The organism is Streptomyces sp. NPDC057654, from assembly GCF_042800135.1.
Taxonomy (GTDB): Bacteria; Actinomycetota; Actinomycetes; order Streptomycetales; family Streptomycetaceae; genus Streptomyces.
Genome location: NZ_JBHVHQ010000071.1, coordinates 1 through 18,114, shown reverse-complemented (window position 1 = coordinate 18,114; position 18,114 = coordinate 1). Strand labels below are relative to the sequence as shown.

At 68.1% G+C, this 18,114-nt stretch carries 13 protein-coding genes; 3 read left to right on the top strand and 10 right to left on the bottom strand.

Features of this window, described 5'->3' with window-relative positions; genetic code table 11:
- Both ACFU99_RS08920 and ACFU99_RS08915 read right to left on the bottom strand, forming a co-directional pair.
- Positions 1-538, bottom strand: a 538-nt coding sequence (locus ACFU99_RS08920; RefSeq protein ID WP_384387937.1) for a GAF domain-containing protein, incomplete at its 3' end; no start/stop codon positions are given.
- Positions 535-1,386 carry a GAF and ANTAR domain-containing protein gene (locus ACFU99_RS08915; RefSeq protein ID WP_384387934.1) on the bottom strand — a complete coding sequence of 284 codons (852 nt, stop codon included), beginning with the start codon at positions 1,384-1,386 and terminating at the stop codon, positions 535-537. The genes ACFU99_RS08915 and ACFU99_RS08920, both read right to left, overlap by 4 nt.
- Before the next feature lie 500 nt (positions 1,387-1,886).
- Here ACFU99_RS08915 and ACFU99_RS08910 point away from each other — a divergent pair, with 500 nt between their 5' ends.
- On the top strand, positions 1,887-2,630 hold the full coding sequence (locus tag ACFU99_RS08910) for an ANTAR domain-containing response regulator (protein ID WP_384387931.1): 744 nt from the start codon (positions 1,887-1,889) through the stop codon (positions 2,628-2,630).
- Positions 2,631-3,116: 486 nt separating this feature from the next.
- Positions 3,117-4,259 (top strand): hypothetical protein, encoded by a 1,143-nt coding sequence (locus tag ACFU99_RS08905; RefSeq protein ID WP_384387929.1) that lies wholly within the window; start codon positions 3,117-3,119, stop codon positions 4,257-4,259.
- A gap of 76 nt (positions 4,260-4,335) precedes the next feature.
- Here ACFU99_RS08905 and ACFU99_RS08900 read toward each other — a convergent pair whose 3' ends face one another.
- Genes ACFU99_RS08900 through ACFU99_RS08885 form a run of 4 tightly spaced genes read right to left on the bottom strand, consistent with a single transcriptional unit; the run spans position 4,336 to position 12,088 of the window.
- Entirely contained in the window at positions 4,336-5,379 is a 1,044-nt protein-coding gene (locus ACFU99_RS08900) for a hypothetical protein (RefSeq protein ID WP_384387926.1), read from the bottom strand.
- Positions 5,376-9,767 carry a hypothetical protein gene (locus tag ACFU99_RS08895; protein ID WP_384387923.1) on the bottom strand — a complete coding sequence of 1,464 codons (4,392 nt, stop codon included), beginning with the start codon at positions 9,765-9,767 and terminating at the stop codon, positions 5,376-5,378. Before ACFU99_RS08895 ends, ACFU99_RS08900 begins: the two co-directional genes overlap by 4 nt.
- A 3-nt stretch (positions 9,768-9,770) precedes the next feature.
- On the bottom strand, positions 9,771-10,544 hold the full coding sequence (locus ACFU99_RS08890) for a hypothetical protein (RefSeq protein ID WP_384387921.1): 774 nt from the start codon (positions 10,542-10,544) through the stop codon (positions 9,771-9,773).
- The gene (locus tag ACFU99_RS08885) at positions 10,541-12,088 is read right to left on the bottom strand and encodes a hypothetical protein (protein WP_384387918.1); all 1,548 of its coding nucleotides are present in this window, start codon (positions 12,086-12,088) and stop codon (positions 10,541-10,543) included. The genes ACFU99_RS08890 and ACFU99_RS08885 overlap by 4 nt, the downstream gene beginning before the upstream one ends.
- A gap of 891 nt (positions 12,089-12,979) precedes the next feature.
- On the opposite strand from ACFU99_RS08885, the gene ACFU99_RS08880 reads away from it, so the two are divergent.
- Positions 12,980-13,540 carry a hypothetical protein gene (locus ACFU99_RS08880; RefSeq protein ID WP_384387915.1) on the top strand — a complete coding sequence of 187 codons (561 nt, stop codon included), beginning with the start codon at positions 12,980-12,982 and terminating at the stop codon, positions 13,538-13,540.
- Between the two features lie 27 nt (positions 13,541-13,567).
- On the opposite strand, the gene ACFU99_RS08875 is transcribed toward ACFU99_RS08880, so the two are convergent.
- The 4 genes from ACFU99_RS08875 to ACFU99_RS08860 all read right to left on the bottom strand — a co-directional run bounded on the left by ACFU99_RS08875 (position 13,568) and on the right by ACFU99_RS08860 (position 17,780).
- Positions 13,568-13,738 (bottom strand): hypothetical protein, encoded by a 171-nt coding sequence (locus ACFU99_RS08875; protein WP_384387912.1) that lies wholly within the window; start codon positions 13,736-13,738, stop codon positions 13,568-13,570.
- A 486-nt stretch (positions 13,739-14,224) separates the two neighbouring features.
- On the bottom strand, positions 14,225-15,232 hold the full coding sequence (locus tag ACFU99_RS08870; RefSeq protein WP_384387909.1) for a protein-L-isoaspartate O-methyltransferase: 1,008 nt from the start codon (positions 15,230-15,232) through the stop codon (positions 14,225-14,227).
- A 725-nt stretch (positions 15,233-15,957) separates the two neighbouring features.
- Complete coding sequence (locus ACFU99_RS08865; protein ID WP_384387906.1) at positions 15,958-16,350, bottom strand: hypothetical protein; 393 nt, start codon at positions 16,348-16,350, stop codon at positions 15,958-15,960.
- A gap of 134 nt (positions 16,351-16,484) precedes the next feature.
- Complete coding sequence (locus ACFU99_RS08860; protein WP_384387903.1) at positions 16,485-17,780, bottom strand: helix-turn-helix domain-containing protein; 1,296 nt, start codon at positions 17,778-17,780, stop codon at positions 16,485-16,487.
- Positions 17,781-18,114: the final 334 nt, after the last annotated feature.

Below are 18,114 nucleotides of genomic sequence, written 5' to 3'. Positions count from 1 at the left end.
CCTGGACACGGGTGAGGACGTCGGTGTGCCGGGCCGGGTCCGGGCTCCAGTGCACCAGCGCGACGGCGGCGACGTCGGCGAGGGCCTGGGCCAGGTCCAGGTCGGCGGCGGACAGCCCGCCCGGCGCGGCGAGCAGCAGGCTCACCGCGCCGATGGTCTGGTGGTTGACGCGCAGCGGCAGCGCGTGCGCGGCGCGGTATCCGGTCCGTACGGCCAGGGGCGCGAACCGCGGCCAGCGGTCGGTGCAGTCGGCGAGATTCGGGGCGCCGACGGGCCGGTTCAGCCGGTGGCAGTCCGTACCGGGGCCCTCCTGGGCCTGTGCCTGGAAGAGTTCGAACAGCGGGCCGTCGTCGGTGGAGACGGCCATGGTGCGCAGCTCGCCGCGGGAGGTGGAGACCAGGACGCCCGCCGCGTCGGCCCCGATGATGTCGACGCAGTGGCCGGCCAGGCGGTCCAGGAGGACCACGGGGTCGAAGTCGGCGGCGAGGGTGTCGGTGAGCCCGACGAACGCCTCGGCGAGCTGTTGTTCGCGGTTCATGACCGGTCACCGTCCTCTTCGTTGCCGCTCGGCCGGCCGTGGTCTTCCGCAGCGTGGTTCGGCTTCGTATCCGGATGGAATCGAACCGTGCGGGCCAGGACGTCCTGGGACACCTCGGTCACCGTGCGTCCCTGGACGAAGGCGTACGCCCGCATCCTGTCCAGCGCCTGCTCGGGATCGACGCCCAACTGGACCATGACCATGCCGATGGCTTGATGGACTTCCATATGATCGGCTTCCGCGGCCTCTACCCACGACGCTACTCCGGTTCCTGCCGCCTGATCGCGGCTGTCGGGTGCGATCTGAAGGTTGAGCACGGCGAAGGTGACGGCGTCCCGGGCCAGCAGGGCGATCCGCAGGTCGCGTTCGGAGAGCTCGCCGGTGGTGTCGCGGTACAGGTCGAGCGTCCCGATCGCCTGCGCGCTGGTGCCCAGCGGCAGCGAGAACACCGCGCGTACGCCCAGCTCCACGGCCTGCTGGGCGAAGACCGGCCAGCGCCGGGCGTCCGGGCCCCGGGTCAGGTCCGGGGCGAGTACGGGCGCCACGAGTTCGATGGCGCTCTGGCACGGCCCGTCGCCGACCGTGTACTGGGCCTCGGCGAGCCGCGCCGCGGTGCGGTCGCTGGCGCACCACAGCGCGCTCACGGTCCTGCTGCCGACGATGGAGACGGAGGCGCTGGTGACCGGGAGCAGCTCCACGCACGCCCGGCACAGCGTCGCGGGAAGCTGACGGGGATCGGCCGCGGCGGCGGTGACGAAGGCGTCGGTGACGCGTCGGCGGTCGGCCTCGTGGGGAGAGCAGGCACCACCGATGGTCTCGTCGTCGCCGCTGTGGGACGTGGGTCGCATCCGCATCACCTCCGCCCGCGTCGCACGCGGTCTGTCGGCATGATCCACCAGTATCTCCCACGGAGGGGCTCCGCAAGGGCACCGTCGCACGCTTGGGTGGTGTCGGCCCGGCGGCGTGACGGGGAGGGGAGGCGGACCGGCCGGGACCTTCCGCGGGAGGAGGAGGAAAGCGAGTGGCCTGCTGCCCGTCAGCCGTCAGTTCCGCCAGCCGTCAGTTCCGTCAGCCGCCAGCCGAGCACGACACACGCGGCACGTACGACACACGCAGCACGCACGGCACGCACGGCACGCACGGCCCGCGCGGCGCTCGTCGGCGCGTGACCCGCGCGAGCGCGGAGCCCGCACGACCGCAATCCCCCAAGCGCCTTCGACAAGCGGTGACGCGAAGCCCGCCGGTGTGCTTCTGTATTGCTTTGTTGTGCACGTGCTGGTTTCCCGAACAGGGAACGGCCCGTGAGTAGACCGTTCCCACCCGGCCGCCGGGCCGTCGAGGACAAGCGATGGATACGGACAAGCTCCCTCCCGTACTGGAGCAGCAGGCCGCGGCGGCCCTGCTCGCCCTGGTGACCGCCCCGCCGCACGGCGAGGACGACGACGGACTGCTGCGGCGGCTGGTGCTGAGCGCCGCCGCCGTCCCGGGGGTCGTGGCCGCCGGCTGCACCGCCACCGCCGTACGCGACCGCCCGCCGCGCACCGCCGCGTCGAACGAGAACGCCGCCCGCCTGGAGCGACTCCAGGACGAAGGCCCCGGCCACGATGCCGCGCGCACCGGCAGGGCCTTGACCGACATCGCGATGGACCACCTGCCCCACCGCACGCGCTGGCCACGCTTCACCCGCCAAGCCCGGGAGGCGGGCTTCGCGGCCGTTACGGTCCTGCCGATCGGGTACGCGGACCGCACCAGCGGGGCGCTCAGCCTCTACCACCCGCACGGCGCGCTGCGCCCGTCCGACGCCCAGTGGTGCGGGGCGCTCGCCCAGGCCGCCGCCATCAGCCTCGCTCACCACGTCGCCCTCCACGAGGCGCTCACCCGCGGTGATCAGCTACAGAACGCGCTCGACAGCAGGGTCCGGATCGAACAGGCCAAGGGCATCCTGGCCGAGCGCTTCGACTGCTCCCTCCAGGACGCCTTCGAACTCCTCCGTCGGCACGCCCGCACCCACCAGATGAAACTCGCCGACCTGGCCCACCAGGTCATCACCCACCCAGCCGACACCGGCCCCTTCCCGGGCCCGCGCCACTGACCCGGCCCGGCGAAGGGAGGCCAGGCCCCCGTGATGAGAGTCGCAGCCGTCAACTCGGCGCGGCAAGCACCGCTTTGTGGCACGCGGAGGGCGCGCGACGCCTGGCGTGGTCTGGGCAACAAACAACCCCCGGGTCGCTGACCTGGGGGTTCGTTGTGAAGCGTGGAGCGGGTGACGAGAATCGAACTCGCGCTCTGAGCTTGGGAATCAGGGGTGCTTGCGGGGATTGAGGGGCGTCTGACCTGCAAAAAGGACGGTTGGCGAGCCGTTCTGGGTTGGTCCGAGTGCTCCGCTGGTGACCGTGTTTTACTCTCCTGAATGGCACGCCTGTGGCACGGACGCCGTTGGTGTGGCTCGCGGAGTGCCCGGCAGGTGCCGCTGCCCATGGTTGCCGGTGCGACGGGCGTTGGCGGTTTCGCGGCATGGCGTCCGCGAACGTTCGTATTTCAGCGCACGGAGCGGTCCTTCCCTGTCAGGCTCGGACACGTGACGTACATAGTGACGGTGGACATCAGCATCCCGACGGGTACTCCGGAGATGGACCCACTTCAGCGCGCTGGCGCCGTGGCACTCCTTGAGGACGGGTTCGACTCGGTCGAGGGCATTGCCGGGCCAGAAGGCTTGGAGGTCGATGTCCTCGACAGCATCGTGGCCGTGTACCCGGGCGGGGCGCTGCTGAAGGTTTGCGTGGACGCATCGGCTCTCGAGTTCGCTGAGGGTGCGGTGCGGGCGGTCGTGGGCGAGCTGCTGGAGCGTTCCGAGCTGTTGGTCGACTGGTCGGTCGACCGGTGCGAGGTCGAGCTTCACCCTGAGGGAGCCCGGGAAAGTCTCGCCGCTGCCGATGGCCCGGATGTCCCACCTGCTGATCCGGAGGTCCGTAAGGCCCGGCATAACGAGCGCCCCAAGGTAGGGGAGGACGGGGAAGAGTACGACGCGGAGGCGAAGGCCGCGGAGGTGCGTGCCCGGATGCTGGCTCTGGCAACCGAACTGCGCTCTTTCCCACCGTCGATGTTCGGGGCGCTCGGCGAGGACGGGACTGAGCTCGAAGACGCCGACTACGACTCCGCTGTCTCACCGGTGGATGCCGCACTCGCGGCCGGGGCCCTGGTGTACAGCACGGACATCTTGGTGGACGAGCTGTTTGAGGACGTGCAGGCACTGGCGGAGGATGACACCACGGTCGCGGAGTGCAAGGGGCACCTGTGGCACCTGGAGGACTTGCCCGAGCGATACGCCCTCCAGTACGGCACCCTGTTCGCCCGGCGCTTCTTGGTGACGGTCATCGCCATGACCACCCGATGCACCAATGGAAGCTTCCAGCAGTTGGGCTGTGTGGCCGAGGAGCTCGCACTGAAGCTCTTGCTCAACGCAGCGACCGTCAGCCTAGACACCTTTGGTCTCCTCGACGACGGTGTAAAGGCAGCTCTCGACACGTTCGCGGAGAACGTCTACGAGGATATGGATTTCGAGTGGCTCTACGACGACTCGATGGATGGGATTGACGAGAGCCCTGTGGGAGAGGCCCTCCGCATCGCGCCCATGTCGATCGGCTCGTGGTTCACGCCGTTCAACGAGGGGAGGTTTGTCCACCCCTACGCGGCCGACGAATCCGGGGATGCGGAGCGGTGAAATGCTGCCTGCAGCCAGGGAGGTCGCTGGTTGCCGAGTGGGTGCTCAAGGAATGCTTCCGGTGATTCGGAGCCGCTCAGGGCAGGGGGACATGGAGAAGGAGCTCGGTTCGCAAGGCTTCCTGGGGGATTCTGCGTCCTGCGATGAGCAGTCGACGGGCTGGTTCTCGCAGGCCCTCCGGGAGCCACGCGGACACTGCGCGGGCCTCTTGAGCGCCAACCCGTCTTCCTGCGCCCGAGGGCTGGTCCAGCAATAATGCCCACAGTCGTTGCGCCGGGCCCGCTTCAATACCGGCATCGTGGACGATCGCACATACCGTCGCCGCAATCTTCAGGCCGGTTGAGTCGAGGTCCCCCATGTAGTCGAGGCGCATGACCGGAAACGGAAGGGCGGGGATAGCCCCTAGGGGAGTGGTGTTGTGGCCCTGGACCCATGCGACGGCTGCCCAGGAGGCCGGAGTCCTGGCACGCAGCACTTTGAGCAGGGTGCGGTAGGTGCTGTGGTTTTCCACGCAGACCATTGGAGCGGGGCCCTGGGGGATCTCCGTCACGGGTTCCCACACGAGAGCCGTGGGGACGCGCTCGCAGCGCAGCAGGTCGAAGTTCAGCCGGTCGGAGCGCCAGATCGTGGCTCCGCCGCGCGGAGGCCAGCCGGAGAATGCCTTCTCGTCACCGAGGAGCTCGTAGGCTCTTTCGTTGGTGGTGGCGAGGGGAACGCGACCTCCGTCCGTCTGCTTTCTCCATTCGTTGGCAGCCACCACGATGCGACGTTGATAGGTATTGAGCCGTAGGCCCTGTGCCCAGCAGGCGATCTCCGGGCGCAGTGGTTCGGTGATCGCCAGCAGGGCATCCACCGTGCGAGCAGGTGCCGTGAGGGTGATGGCGCTGGGGAGAGTGGCCCGTCCCCGCTGGACAGTGACCGTCCGCGTCGCCTTCCAGCGGCCTTCCTGCTCTCCACGCCTGATCGTCTCCAAGATGAGGTCCGGTACGTCAGCCGGTTCGGTATGCCTGACGAGGGAGTGGACAGCGGCCGCGAAGTCGTCGGTGCGACGCCGGCCGCCACGCTGGTCGGGGTCTAGGACGGCGGTCAGCTGGTCGAGGTCGATGTCGGCCGGTGTCATGATCCAAGGACCTTCATGACGTCTCGTTGGATGACTGTGAGGTCGACGACTTCACGTTCGCCGTCGTCGATGACCACGATCTTCTCCCCGGTCGCGGGGCGAGAGCGGCGGTTCAACGCGATGGTTCGGTCGAACATCGACAGCGCCCCCTTGTCCATAGGGGCTGCTGTGAACAGGAGCTGGACGTCCATTTCGTCGGCCGCCCGCCGCATGGTGCGGACGAACTGGTCCGCAGAAGCCTGGCCGAATGGGTTGTCCAGCCACAGCCAGCCGATGGCGGACGTTTCATTCATGGAGCGGACCTTGGTCATGGCCGCGTACAGCAGGACTCCCGCGGTGACGCGCTGACCGGCCGAGAAATTCTTCAGGTCCGCGACGTTGACGCGGTCGAGGCGGAGATCAGTGTGAGGCTTGAGAATCCGTACTTGGAACGGATTGTCGAACAGTGCGCGGGTCGCGGCGAACAGCAGGGAATCAGGACCCGAGGAGGATCGGGAGCCGGGGACGAGCAAGGAGTGGATGACGCGTGTGATGCGGTCGATTGCCACTTGCTCGTTTTCTGGCGGCTTGTCGTGGCTGATGAGGACGAAGTGGCGGTTCGACCAGTCTCCGAGCCCTTCAGGCAGCCGGGACTGGTTCTGGTAGGAGCGAAGCCGGGTGAGTGCCTTCGACACCTGAATGTGAAGGATGCGCGCGCAGTCGTGAACGTTCTGGTCGTGCCGGTCGAGGTCATCGCGCAGCGAGGCGGCCCGCTGTTCGAGCTGCCCGGCGAGGTGCCGTGCGTCGGCGGGCAGGTGTGCGTCGGAGCGCAAGCGAGTGATGAGGTCGACGACATGCGGATCCTGGGCATCCGCGACATCGTGCGCTCTGGATTCGTTGGCGAGAGCGTGGACGGCGGTAGTGGCCTCGATCTCGCTTCGCTCGCCGTCGGCGAGGGCCTGTTGGGCGAAGCGCAGCCGGTTGGTAGCTTGGTTAATGTCGCCTACGAGCGCTGTTACGTCATCTGCGGGATGGCCGGCCACGGAGCTGTCGGCGAGGTATCGCAGGCTGTTCACGGTGGTGTCGACCAGCTGGTTCGCCTGAGCCGCTTCCCGGGCTGCGGCCTGCGCGGCGTGCAGGCGTGCTTCTTCGGTTTGCTGGGTCTCCTGGGATTGTGTGACACGGGTGCCGAGCAGCTCGGCGAGGCGATCTGCGTCTGCGGCAGTGGTGACCTCGGCAGCGGACGGGAAGCCCTTCAAGTCCGGGGTGGCCGTGCGAGCGGTACGTTCGTCCAGCAATTGCCGGAGGACCTCGTGGGCGGCCTGCATGTCATGCTGGGCGCGCGCGTATGTCTCGCGTGCCTGAGCCTCCGTGGCCTTGGCTCTGCGTACCGCACCCGCAAGGGCCACGGGGTGACGTGCCGCTTCCGTGCCAGCGTATTCTTCCGCCTGCTGTCGATACTCGGCTGCGTCGTCCAGGACGGCGTCGAGATCAGCGACTTGCGCTCGGGCCGTCTCGATGTTGCCCAGCAGATCCTGGTCGATGACAGCACGTTGAAGTGCAGCCACCGTGGCGGTCAGGCGTGCGCGGATGGTTTCCGGGTCCTCGGTGGGGACCGGTCCGTCCACCGTCGATGACAGATGGGCCGAGCGAAGGGCTTCGGAGGCGTCGTCCCGGCGTCGTTTCATCGCCTTGACGAGTTCCCCTGCCTCGTCGGCACTCAGCTGGAGGCGAGGGAGCTGGTGGTCCAGTGTGTCGATGCGGCCCGTTGCCCTGGATGCGACGTCAAGGAGTGCGGGCAGCCGTTCGCGCGTATCGGCGAGGGCTGCGGCGGCGTCGATGACGGGGACGAGGAGCCTGCGCTGTTCCGAGATTTCCTCGATCACAGCCTGCGCGGCGTCGCGTTGCCGTTGCCGTTGCTCCTTGTTCTGAGCGAGCTCTCGAAGCTCTCCCTGCGCGTCCCTCTCGTCTGCCTCGGCTGCGGCCAACTGCTCGGCACTGATGCGGATCCGGGTGGTGAAGTCCGGACGCGGGTCGGTCGGCATCTCCTTCCACAGATGTGTGAGCGTGGCGAGTGCGTCACGGGCTTCGCCGGCCCGCTGGATGGCTGCACGGCGCTCTAGCTCAGCCTCCTCCTTCGCCCGGGTGGCAGTGTGGACCATCTCGCCGGCTGCGTCCCGGTCGTATGTGCCTGGATGCGGGAGCAGCACTCGACCGTGGGTGCCGTCGCCTTGTGCTGCGGCGTCCCGGGTGACTGCGGCCTCCGGATCGGAGACGGCGCCGATCCAGACGGCTGTGTCCAGGGGTCGGGAGCTGACAGCGGCCAGCGCCTTCTCAAGGTGATCGGGGCGGGCGAGGACGATGCCCGAGGCGATCTCTGGCCTGGCTTTCGTGAATGCGGCGGCGGCCTGCGGAAGCAGCGTTGACGCCAGCCAACCCCACCCGGTCCAGGCCGGTACGTCGCTGTCGACACACAGTCGGACCAGCTCCTCGACGAGGGGCGAGGACGGGAGAAGCCCGTCGGAGCCGACCGAGTCGAGGGTGCGCCTGGCGGCCGCCGCTTCGGCGCGGGCTCGTCCGGCGTCGCGGTCGGCGGCTTCGGCACGCTGCCGCAGGGACTCGGTGAGTGCGGGCCGTGCCGCCCACAACTCGATGATGGTGTCTCCCACCGCATCGCGAAGTCGCTCATCTTCTGTAAGGCGGAGGACCCGGTCGTCGGTCTGCACGAGGCGCTGGCGGGCGTTGTCGGCATCAGCGCGCACGGCGATGGCCCGCCGGTTCGCCCGTGCCGCGTGGGCCTGCTCCTGTGTGATGCGCTCGTCGATGGACCGTAGCGTCTCGTCTGCGGCCCGCCGTTCGCGCCGAGTCGCCGTGATGTGCTCCGCCCAACTCGTGTCGAGTGCTGCCGGGCTTGCGCCCTCGGGCAGAAGACCGCTGGTCGTGGCCTTTGCGATGACTTGCTGGCTGGCACTCTCCCGCTCTTCGGCTTGGTGCACCTGTTCCGTCGCCTTGGCTCGCTGTGCGAGCGCCTCGTGCAGAGAAGCGGTGGCCATCTCCGCCTCGCTGACAGCTCGTTTGTGCTGCCTTCTGGCCTTGTTGAGTTCGGCGGTGGCTTGCTCTCGGAGGTCGGTCAACACTCGGGCTAGGTCGTGGCGGTGCTGCCGCTCATCTCCCTGCAGCTCGGCGGCTTCCTTCTGCAAGGTGGCCAGCTGCTCGTTCAGCCCGGCTAGGTGTGCCCTCGCGGCACGCGCCTCGCGTACGGTGACGACCAGTTCCCATGCGGCCAGGGAAGACGCGGCCTTATCGCGCTCGGCGCGCTGCTTCTTGGCGATGGCTGCGGCGTTCTCCGAGCGGAGTTCAGCCCCACGCACCCGCATCCGAACCTGGTGGGCGCCGGCTCGCCGTGCGACGGAGATCGCTGTTTTGACGTTCCGCCCGTGTTCGGCGCGCTCTGCGTCGGCCCTCGATTCGTTTCGGGTCAATACGGCGAGTGTGGCCTCGGCGTCGGCGACCATAGCGGCACCCCTCGACTTGGCCTCCTTCAACGCACCCTGTTGCTCCAATACTCGGTCGTGTCCGTCCGCCAAGCGGGCCAATTGCTCACCGACCTGCTCCCACAGCCTTAGCTCGTTGAGCCACCTCGGCCGCGCGGCGGCATGAACCCGAAGCACGTCGATGCTTTCCGAGATCCGCTCGACCGTCCTGGTCGGGGTGGTCGCTCCGAGCAGCCACTGCACGAAGGCATCGGAGTCGGCGAACCGCATCTTCTGGTCGACTCCGCCCTCGGATTCGTTCATCTTGGCCTGGAACCGCGACTGATCAAGATCGATGTCCGCTGCCGACAGCCACTTCAGCCATGCTTCATGGTGTTCGGAGGGCCGGTGTGGCGGCAGGACGCCCCCTTCGGGTAGCAACGCCCGCACGGCGTTCGCGAACTGGTTGTGGGTGGTGCGCCGTCCTTGACGGTTACGGAAGGGCAGGTTGGAGATGGTCGGCCCGGGGCCATGGGTGAGCCAGCCGTAATACTCACGCTGGAGCTTGCGTGGGTGGTCCAGGTCCTGGACGCCGTCGTCAGTCCAGTGGGCGACCATTCCCATCACGATGCGCTGGGGTTCGTCGCCCACAAGCCGCGTGGCCTGCTCGACGACGTGGCACACGTCGCCGGAGCGCACCAGCTTGGCCAGCGACCGGTCCGAGTCACCGCGGATGAAGTCCCACGAATGCGGCAGGTAGAGAGCAAACCGCAACGCAGTGATGGTTGTCTTGCCCGTGCCATTCTCGGCCCATATGGCGGAATGCTGCGTGCGCTCGAACGGGTCGGACCAGGTGAGGTCCAGCCCTTCGAGCCGTGACTCGGGAAAGCCCGCCCCGGTCAAATAGGTACGTTCCAAGCGCCAGGCGTTTCCCACGTTTCAGCCCTCCTCGCTATCGGCGCGTACACCGCCTGGAGGCTCAACGGAATGGCGTTGCTCTGGGGACCAGTCGGGAAATACCTGCCTGACCAGGGGGGCGCCCGTTGCTGCGACGTGGGCGCGGAACCGGTCGGTCGAGCGCCACACGCTGAGATCACGCCGGGGCGGTGGCATGGTCGTATCGGCGACGAGCAGGTTGAAAGAAGCCAGGAGTTGCAATACGTCTTCGCACATTTTCGCGGTGGTGTTCCGGCGGAGTCGACCGCTCTTCTTGGTCGCGACGACCTGCTTGTGCTGCCGGTCGTACGCTTCCCACGCCGGGCCGAGCCCGCCCTCACCCTCCGTACTCCCGGCTTCGATGGCAGCCGCCTGGCCACGAATCAGACGGTCCACGTCGAGGGCCGTAACCCGACGCGTTCCTGGCTCGCGGACGGCTCGGGCGTTGGGGAAGCACCAGGCGGTGACTCCCGCGAGCGCGAGCCCGTAGACCAGCCTGTGTTGCGTGCCGCCAAGCGGTAGCAGCTTGCGCGTGTAGGTCACCGCGAGTGGCGAGCCGGGTTCGGCGGCCAGCACGAAACCGGCCGTGCGGTCGGCAGCCAGCAGCGTCGTCCCCAGGGCGCGCAGTACCTCATTCGCCGCCGTCCGCAGCTCCGGAGCAGCATGGAAGAGCTCCAGCACCCGCCCATACGCGTCGAGGCGGCCGGGGGAGGCGCTCGCATCGAACGCATAGCGCAGAAACAGCCCGAGGTCACGGGCATCGTCTCGGGAGATCATGGCCGACCGCCCTTTCGGAAGATGATGAGGTCGGGCACCCGCAGATCCGGTACGTCCCTGCGGCTTCCGTCGTCAATGGCCCACCATTCGTCGCGTGGCTCGGGATGCCCGTCAGGTCGCCACAGCTTCAACGCCTCGTAGACCAGCAGGAGGCGCAGCCGTAGCCGCGCGGTGTCCGCATCGGCGCGGATGAGCCCGGCCAGGTGGTCCACGAGCGCCGACTCGGGACGGGCGAACAGGGCGTTCGCACCATCCAGAAGTCTGCTGAGCCGAGCCTGCCCGCCGGGGCGTACCAGAGAGGTTCGCAGGGAGTCGGTCACCTCGTGGAACTGTTCCGGGAACTGCTCGTAGATTCCGGCCATGTCGTCAAGGGGCCCCTCGACGGGCTGCGCGACACCGAGGTCGGAGAGATTGCGGGGCGGAGCCACCAGCCGCCCTACGAGCGCGTCCACGTCAAACAGGATGGAGGGAGTGAGCGGTGTCAGGTCGCGTCCCACCGAGAACGTTGCTTTGCGCAGCAGAGGCACCAGTACGTCCGCTGTCGGGTTGATCTCACCCACGAGGCTGTGGCCAAACGCTTGGGCCGCCTGCGCCGCGCGCCAGCGAGGACTCGCGGCGATCACGTCGGTGTGCAGAGCCGCGATGGTCTCGACCGCCTCGTCAAGGCGTGCCGCCGCCTCGGCCAGCTGCCCCACTGCTGCCGGGTCATGTTCTTGCGACGCATTGGCGACTAGGTTTTCCAGATGGCGCAGCAAGGTGCCGTCGATGGTGATGCGGCGCTGTAGGTGCTGTGCCGCAGCAGCCAGTTCGGGGCGTAGCCGGTGCAGATATCCGACCTGCGAGACGTCACGCTCCGCATCGCCGATCAGCCGGCGTACCTTCATGGCGTAGGCCCGGGACAGCAGCAATGCCTCCTTGGCCGACATGATGGCCGCAGCGAGTTGCCCTGTCTCGGTTTGGGCGCGCAGGATCGCGATGATGGCTTCTTGCTGTTCCTCCAGCGGCCGGTCGACGGCGACCAGAAGCAGGGCCACGGTCTTGTCGTCAACGTTCACCAAGATGGTGTGCCCGTCGGCCGCGAACGTCTCGGTTAGCACCTTCACCGGGAAGGCTTCCTGAGCCCACCCATTGTCGGCGTTGGCGTACACAACCTTGAACTCGTGGGTGGGGTATTCATGCCGCAGCAGGTGGTCAAGAACGTAATCCGCGACGCGCTCGTGCTCACTGCGGGGCCGCTCCGGGGCCATCCGCCGTGCAAGATCCGCCAGTTGCGTGAGCACGGTCGATCGAGGCGGCCCGGGAGTTCCCTGGAAGCCGGCCGAAACAGCGACGAAGTCCACGGTGTGCAGGACCAAGGAGATGACGTCGTACGCCGACCACTCCACCGTCGACGGATTCCGAGTTCGGTACAGATGAAGGTCGAAGATCGGCTCTAGGTGGGCAAGGGCGCGACGGCGGCGTGCGATGTTGCCTAACGGGGCGCCTGCATCGAATAGAACCGTTCTCCTGCCTAAAGGGGCACCCGTATCGCCAGAGACCGTCATCCGCTTGCTCCCCTCGTGCAGCCGCGAACAACCTGCGATGCCAACCTGAGGGAACGCGGTCAATCAAGTGTCGAGGGCAAGTCGGCACAGGCCGCGCTTCTCGTGCCCACTACAGCACTTCGTCGCCTCAGGAGCGACTTCACCAGTACGGTGCGTAGCGACTGTCGGACAAACATTGAGCACGGCGCCCTGACCACTGCCAGCGCGCCGTGTGTGCCGGTCTGCTACTTACACCTTCACGGGCCTCGGCCAGGTAGCCGCTGACTATGACCCACTCCGCGATCGTGACCCGCGGGTCGGCTACGGGGCCGCAATGTCGATAGCGCGGTCTGGTCGTTGTCGGAACCGTTGAATAAGTTCACTCTTGGCAAGATAAGAGGCGACTGCGACTGAACTCTGGCGGCTGGAATGGGATGATCTTTTTCCGCTGGGAGTACACTGCGCCCCTGACCTTGGGTGGGATTACCAAATTGCCTGTGGCTTCGGCGCGGTCATCGGCGTCGGTGACAGGCAGCCCCACGTCGCTGTACAGCGCTTCCTGCGACACCCTCGGAGGTATAGAGGGAACGGCATGCCGTGCCGGAGCGGAGCAGTCCTCGCATGGCCTCGACGAACATACCTCGGGGGACGCTACGCGGGCAGAAGCTCTGACAGCCTGTTCGGGCGAAGGTTCGCTCCCGATGACTGGAGGCGGCAGTGAGTTGTGGCAGGCAACTTGCTCGGGAGCAGGTGTAGTCGCATGCCGGTCATGGTCGTCTCGGCGCGCGCCCTCGGCCGGGTCGGAGGAGTTCGACTGCTTACGCAGAGCCTGGCCACGAGCGAGGGTACCGGGGAGAGGAGTCTTTCGATGTTCGGCCGACCGCTGAGGGCAGGAGCCGCTAGCGTCGAAAGATGGAAAACCGACATGCTGACGCGCGTGATGGGTCTGCTCCGTTGGACCTCACGATCCACCTTGACGGTAAGACTGCAGCGACAGTCCGTCGTATTGCCGCCATCAAGAAACTACCGCCCGAGGAGATCGCGGCTGAGTGTGTGCGTGATGAACTGCGCCGCGAGACGTATGACGCGCTATACATGAATGCTACGCACTATGCCGTCGGTCTCAACGAGGCAGCCAGGAAACTCGCCGAAATGGTCTGCGAACTTGGCGCACTCCCAGCTCGGGACGCTGCGAAGGCCGTTGCCTTAGCGGAAACCGCAAAACTGGGTCCATTGCCGTACGAATGGCGTCAGCGCATCCTGCAGCAGCTCACCAGCCTCTGGGAGGGACGGACCACAGAGTTCGGCCGGCGTGCGGACGGGACCACGGGGCCGCTCGAAGATGCGGACCTGGGCGTGCGAGTTACTCCCGAGCAATGGGATGCCTGTGCCCGGATCGGTGCTCCTGACAGCCTTGCTGCCGGAGCACGAAAGGCCCTGGCAGCGGGGATCGAGGCTCTGGACCAGCGTTGATGCACGAGAGGAACCACCGGGAGACCTCTATGTGCCGAGGGTGGCGCGGATCTGGTCCGACCACACTCCGTAGGCCCGTTCGACATGCAGGGCGGCGATGTACCAGTTCAGATCAGTCCCGGCCGCGTCTTCGCGGTTGTGGCCGAAGACGTGGGTGGTGTCGATGCTGGAGTGCGCCTCGCTGAGGCCGAAGGACACTTCCAGCCAGGGATCTTCAGGTCGCTGCGTTCTCGCACGGTCTCGCCCAGGGCCTGGAGCGAGTAGCGCAGCGGCCGCTCGTCGGGGGCGATCGTGCCGAGCTGGGGCACGGTGGGGTCGATGGTCGTGCGGCCCCACTGGTTGATGCGGCCGGCGATCCGGCGCTGTCGGCCAGCAGGATGCGGGCGGCTGTGTTGGCGGCGCGCAAGCGCGGCTTCTGCATCGCGCGGTGCGCGCGGGGCAGGGAGCGCCAAGCGGTATCGGCGACGGCGATCAGGCGCCAGAGCTCGTTGGAAGCCGGGTCGACATCGTAGAAACGCAGTCCGTACCGGCCCATGAGCCAGTAGGAGACGGACAGGGCCATGGCGACCGAGGCGTCGAGGGCCGGCCAGGAACGGGAGAGGTAGGTATCTGACTGGGCCCGTCATCACCAACAACCTCACGGCCTTGTGCTTAGGCGAGCATCTGTGAGCGGGGTCGATGAGGCTAACGGGAGAGGCGCAGGTCCCAGCCGCCCTCGGTGCGGACGAGAGTGGGGATGTAGGTGGCGGGGACAGGGCGTCCGGCCTCTTCCCACTGCGTGAGCCAGTCGCGGAGCACGGTCAGGGACGGGGAGTTGGGGGCGTCGGCGAGGATCGTGCCGTCTTGCTGGATGACGGCGGCCGTCGTGGTGGTGGTGTGGCCGATCGCCTTCAGGTCGGGGCTGAGCCCGGCTGTGGTGAGGCGGTGGTCTCCGCGGGTGGCGGCGAAGGTCCGCCAGGACGGCAGGTCGATCTCCACGCCCGTGTACGGCTCGGTATGGGCGTCCTTGAGCAGCCGGTCCAGTGCGGTCCGGGCGCCGGTGTGCAGGTGGTCGTCCTCGCTGCGCCAGGCGATGGAGATCCAGGAGGGGGCGGGGACGCGGTTTTCCCAGTCCACCCAGCGGCCGGGCAGGTCGAGGTCGGTCTTCGGTGAGCTGGTCGCCTCGATATACCCGCCATTGGCTACTTCCTCGACCACCGGCTCACCGCCGCTCACGCGGATCTTGGCGACGACGGTCATGTTGGGTACGGCGGCGATCGGCAGCGGGGCGACGATCAGGCCGCCGTCGGTGACCTGCTCCACCCACGCTGCGGGCAGCAGCGGCGGGGTGCACCAGGCCACCATCCGGTCGTAGGGGGCGCGGTCGGCGAAGCCGGCGGTGCCGTCGGCGGTGAAGCAGCGGATGTTGCTCAGCCCGCGCTCGTGGTGGATGAGGTTGGCCCAGACCGTCAGGTACCGGTCGATGTCGAGGCTGGTGACCGTGCCGGTGCCGACGAGCTCGGCGAGCAGCGCGCCGGAGTAGCCCGAGCCCGTGCCGACCTCCGCGACGGTCATCCCCGGGCGGACATCGAGCGTGGTCAGCTCGCGGTGGATCACCGCCGGATTGGAGCGGTGCGGGGTGGTGCCGCGGCCTTCGTGGTGGGCGTAGAAGTGCTCGGGAACGGTCTCGGCGGCCAGGGGGACGGCGGTCACGGTTCGCTCCTTGGGTGCGGTGGTGGCACTCGTGTTCTCAACTGCTCCGGCTGGGTGAAGGACACGGCGCGGGGCGGGTTGGTCAGATGGTCAGTGCGGTGTGGTGGTGCCAGCCTGCGTTGGTGTACTCGCCGACCGGGTCGACGATCGCCGCGCAGCTCTGTGAGGAGTGTGATGTTGGGCCTGGCGCGGATGCGCCGCTCGTGTGGGTGACTTGCAGGGCGAAAAGGCCAGTGCGTGGCCAACTCCCGCTAGGCTGCGGCGGCATGGACGAGCCGAGGCCCTACATCGCTCCCGACATCGACGACCCGAGTCGGCCGGTGTGCGGGATCTGCCCGTCCAAGCGGCTGCCCCGTGAGGGGTTCGTGATCTATGACCGGCCCTGTCGGGACGCCCCCGTTCGATCAGGAGGACGGCTTTCGGTACGCCACCGGCGCTGCGGACGGAGAGTCCCGGCCTGCGTCCACCCGCACAAAATCGGGCTGGACCGTGACCGAACCGCTCCGCCCGCAGCGCCGGAGCCGCCCGCAGCTACGCCGGAGCCGGCTCGCTCCGGAAGGCGATGGAGGCTTTTTGCCCGCGAGCGGTGACGTCGATCGACGCGTACAGGCCGTCGAGGTGCTTGCGGCGCCGCTTGGCCTCGGGAGGGCGCGGGCGGGTACGGCGGGTCAGGTGGGACGTGCATGGCCCCCCGAAGCGGGGTGCCGGGGTTTGGCCTTCCCTTCCTACTTCCGGAGCTTCATCGCCTTGTCCAGAACCGGCAGCTTGTCAGGGCAGTGCTTCTTGTAAACGGCTCGGTAGGCGTCCTCGGCAACCTTTTCAGTGCGGTCATCAGGTACACCGGCCTCCCGTGCGAGCTGGACAAGGGCCGTCATGCCGCCGTTCACGCCGCCGACCGCCACCGACTCTTCCTCCGGTCTGGAACACATGTCTTTCGCCGACAGGTCTCTGACCTTGTCCTCTTTGATCTTCCCGTCGGCATCCTTGATGGCCTGGATCACGATGGCCTTCGGCGAACTTCCGGCGTCGTCCGCCCTGCTGCTGCCTCCGCAGGCCGCGAGTAGAGGTACGAGTCCGAGGGCGAGGGCGGCGACGAAGGCTGTCTTCCTGGTACGCATGCGGCAAAGCTATCGGCACGCGAGCAGGTCCCCAGGCGGGACCTCGGACAGGGGCGAGGAAGCAGTACTGCGGCACCTGTTGCTCTTCCGAGGCGCTGACCGTAGCCGCATAGTCGGCCCATGGCCGCCGCAGGTCAGGCGGCGGTCGCTCCGGTGGCGGCGACGAGTTGGCGCACTCCTGGTACGCGGGGATGCCGGAAGCGCAGCTCGGTGACGACCTGCCGAATCGACGGCCGGTCGCGTACCTCACCGGGCGAGACGCGGAGGGCCAGCAATAGTTCGGTAGCGGTCTGCTCGGCCTTGCCCCATTGCCACCAGGCACGGGCGAGGTCAGTGTGCATGCGCCCCTTCCGCTCGCGGGTGGCGAACTGGTCCTCGTGCAGCGTGCGGCCGGCGTCCAGGGCGGCGCCGGCGTCGCCGAGTGCCCAGCGGACGCTGACCTGGTAGAGCGTGGCCTGCGCTGGGGTGAAGGGGAGGAGGCGGCCTTCGGCGGGGGCCCGGTCGGGGAGTCGGCGGGCGGCTCGGGCGGCTTCGCCGAGCAGGGAGAGGGCTTGGCTGCGGTCGCCGGAGCGGGCTGCGGTGTAGGCGGTGGTGCACAGGATCTGGGCGTAGGCCGAGGTCTGGGCGTCGGTCTTGAGGCCGGTGGCCTCGGTTCGGTTCGCGGCGTTCAGGATGAGGTCCTGGGCGGCGTCGGGCTGGTCCTGGTGGCGCAGGACGATGCTCATCTCCCGTGCGGCGGCCGCGGCCGCGAGGGGGGAGCCGGAGATGTCGGCGGTGATGGTGGCGCGGTCGGCGGCACGCCGGGCGCGGTCGTATTCGCCGATTTTGACGAGGACTTCGGCTGCCAGGCGGTAGCACGACGAGAGGCGGGCCAGGGCGATCTCGTCGTGCGAGCGGGCGGCGTCGTGGGCGTCGCCGAGGAGGCCGGGCAGTTCGGCGAGGAGGCGGGCGTGCTGCCCGGTGTCGAAGAGGCGGCGGGCGGCGGCCAGGCGCGTGGCGACCGCGGGGGTGGCGGACCCGGTGGGGGCGGGCACGCCCGCGAGGGCGGTGTCCACGCCGGTGAGGAGCGTGAGGGGGGTCGCGAGAGTGGCGGCGGCGAGCAGGGTGCGGCGGCGCATGGAGTCCTCCTCGGCACAGCGTTCTTCCGCCGCAACTTTAGTGGGCGAGGGGGTGCCGAATCCGAGCGACGCGGCTAGCACATGCATCGGCATGCCCACCCGGTCGGCGGCTTTCCGTAGGAGGGTCAGGTCGGCGTGTCTGCCGTGATGCTCCAGGCGGGAGATCGCCGAGGCGGAGCAGCCGAGGTGAGCGCCGAGCTCTGCCTGTCGCCATCCGTGGTCTTCGCGTCCCAGACGGATCAGGCCCCCTGGGTCTTGGCGGGCGACGTGGGCGCGGGCCCGGTCGGTGTTCCACAGTGCATCCGTGCTCATCTGGCCTCCGCACGTCAGAACCGGGCCATCTACCCACGGTAGTAGCTCCTTGACACCGTGTACACGGCGTGTGCGGAATCGGCAAACGGTGTGCGCACAAGGGCAGTTGACCACTGCTGGCCTGCTGCCAGCGGTTTCGTGGAGAGCGGCCCCGCACCCAGCGTCGGGGCCCCGACACCCGGAGGACAGCATGGCGACAGCAGTCGAGACCCGCGTCCGCGACCCGCGGGACTACGTGAAGCCCGAGGTCTGGGACCGCGAGATCCAGCTCCTCATGCGCGACCACCCCTTCGACGAGGTGATGGCCGAGCGCCTGTTCGGCGCGGCCGTCTCC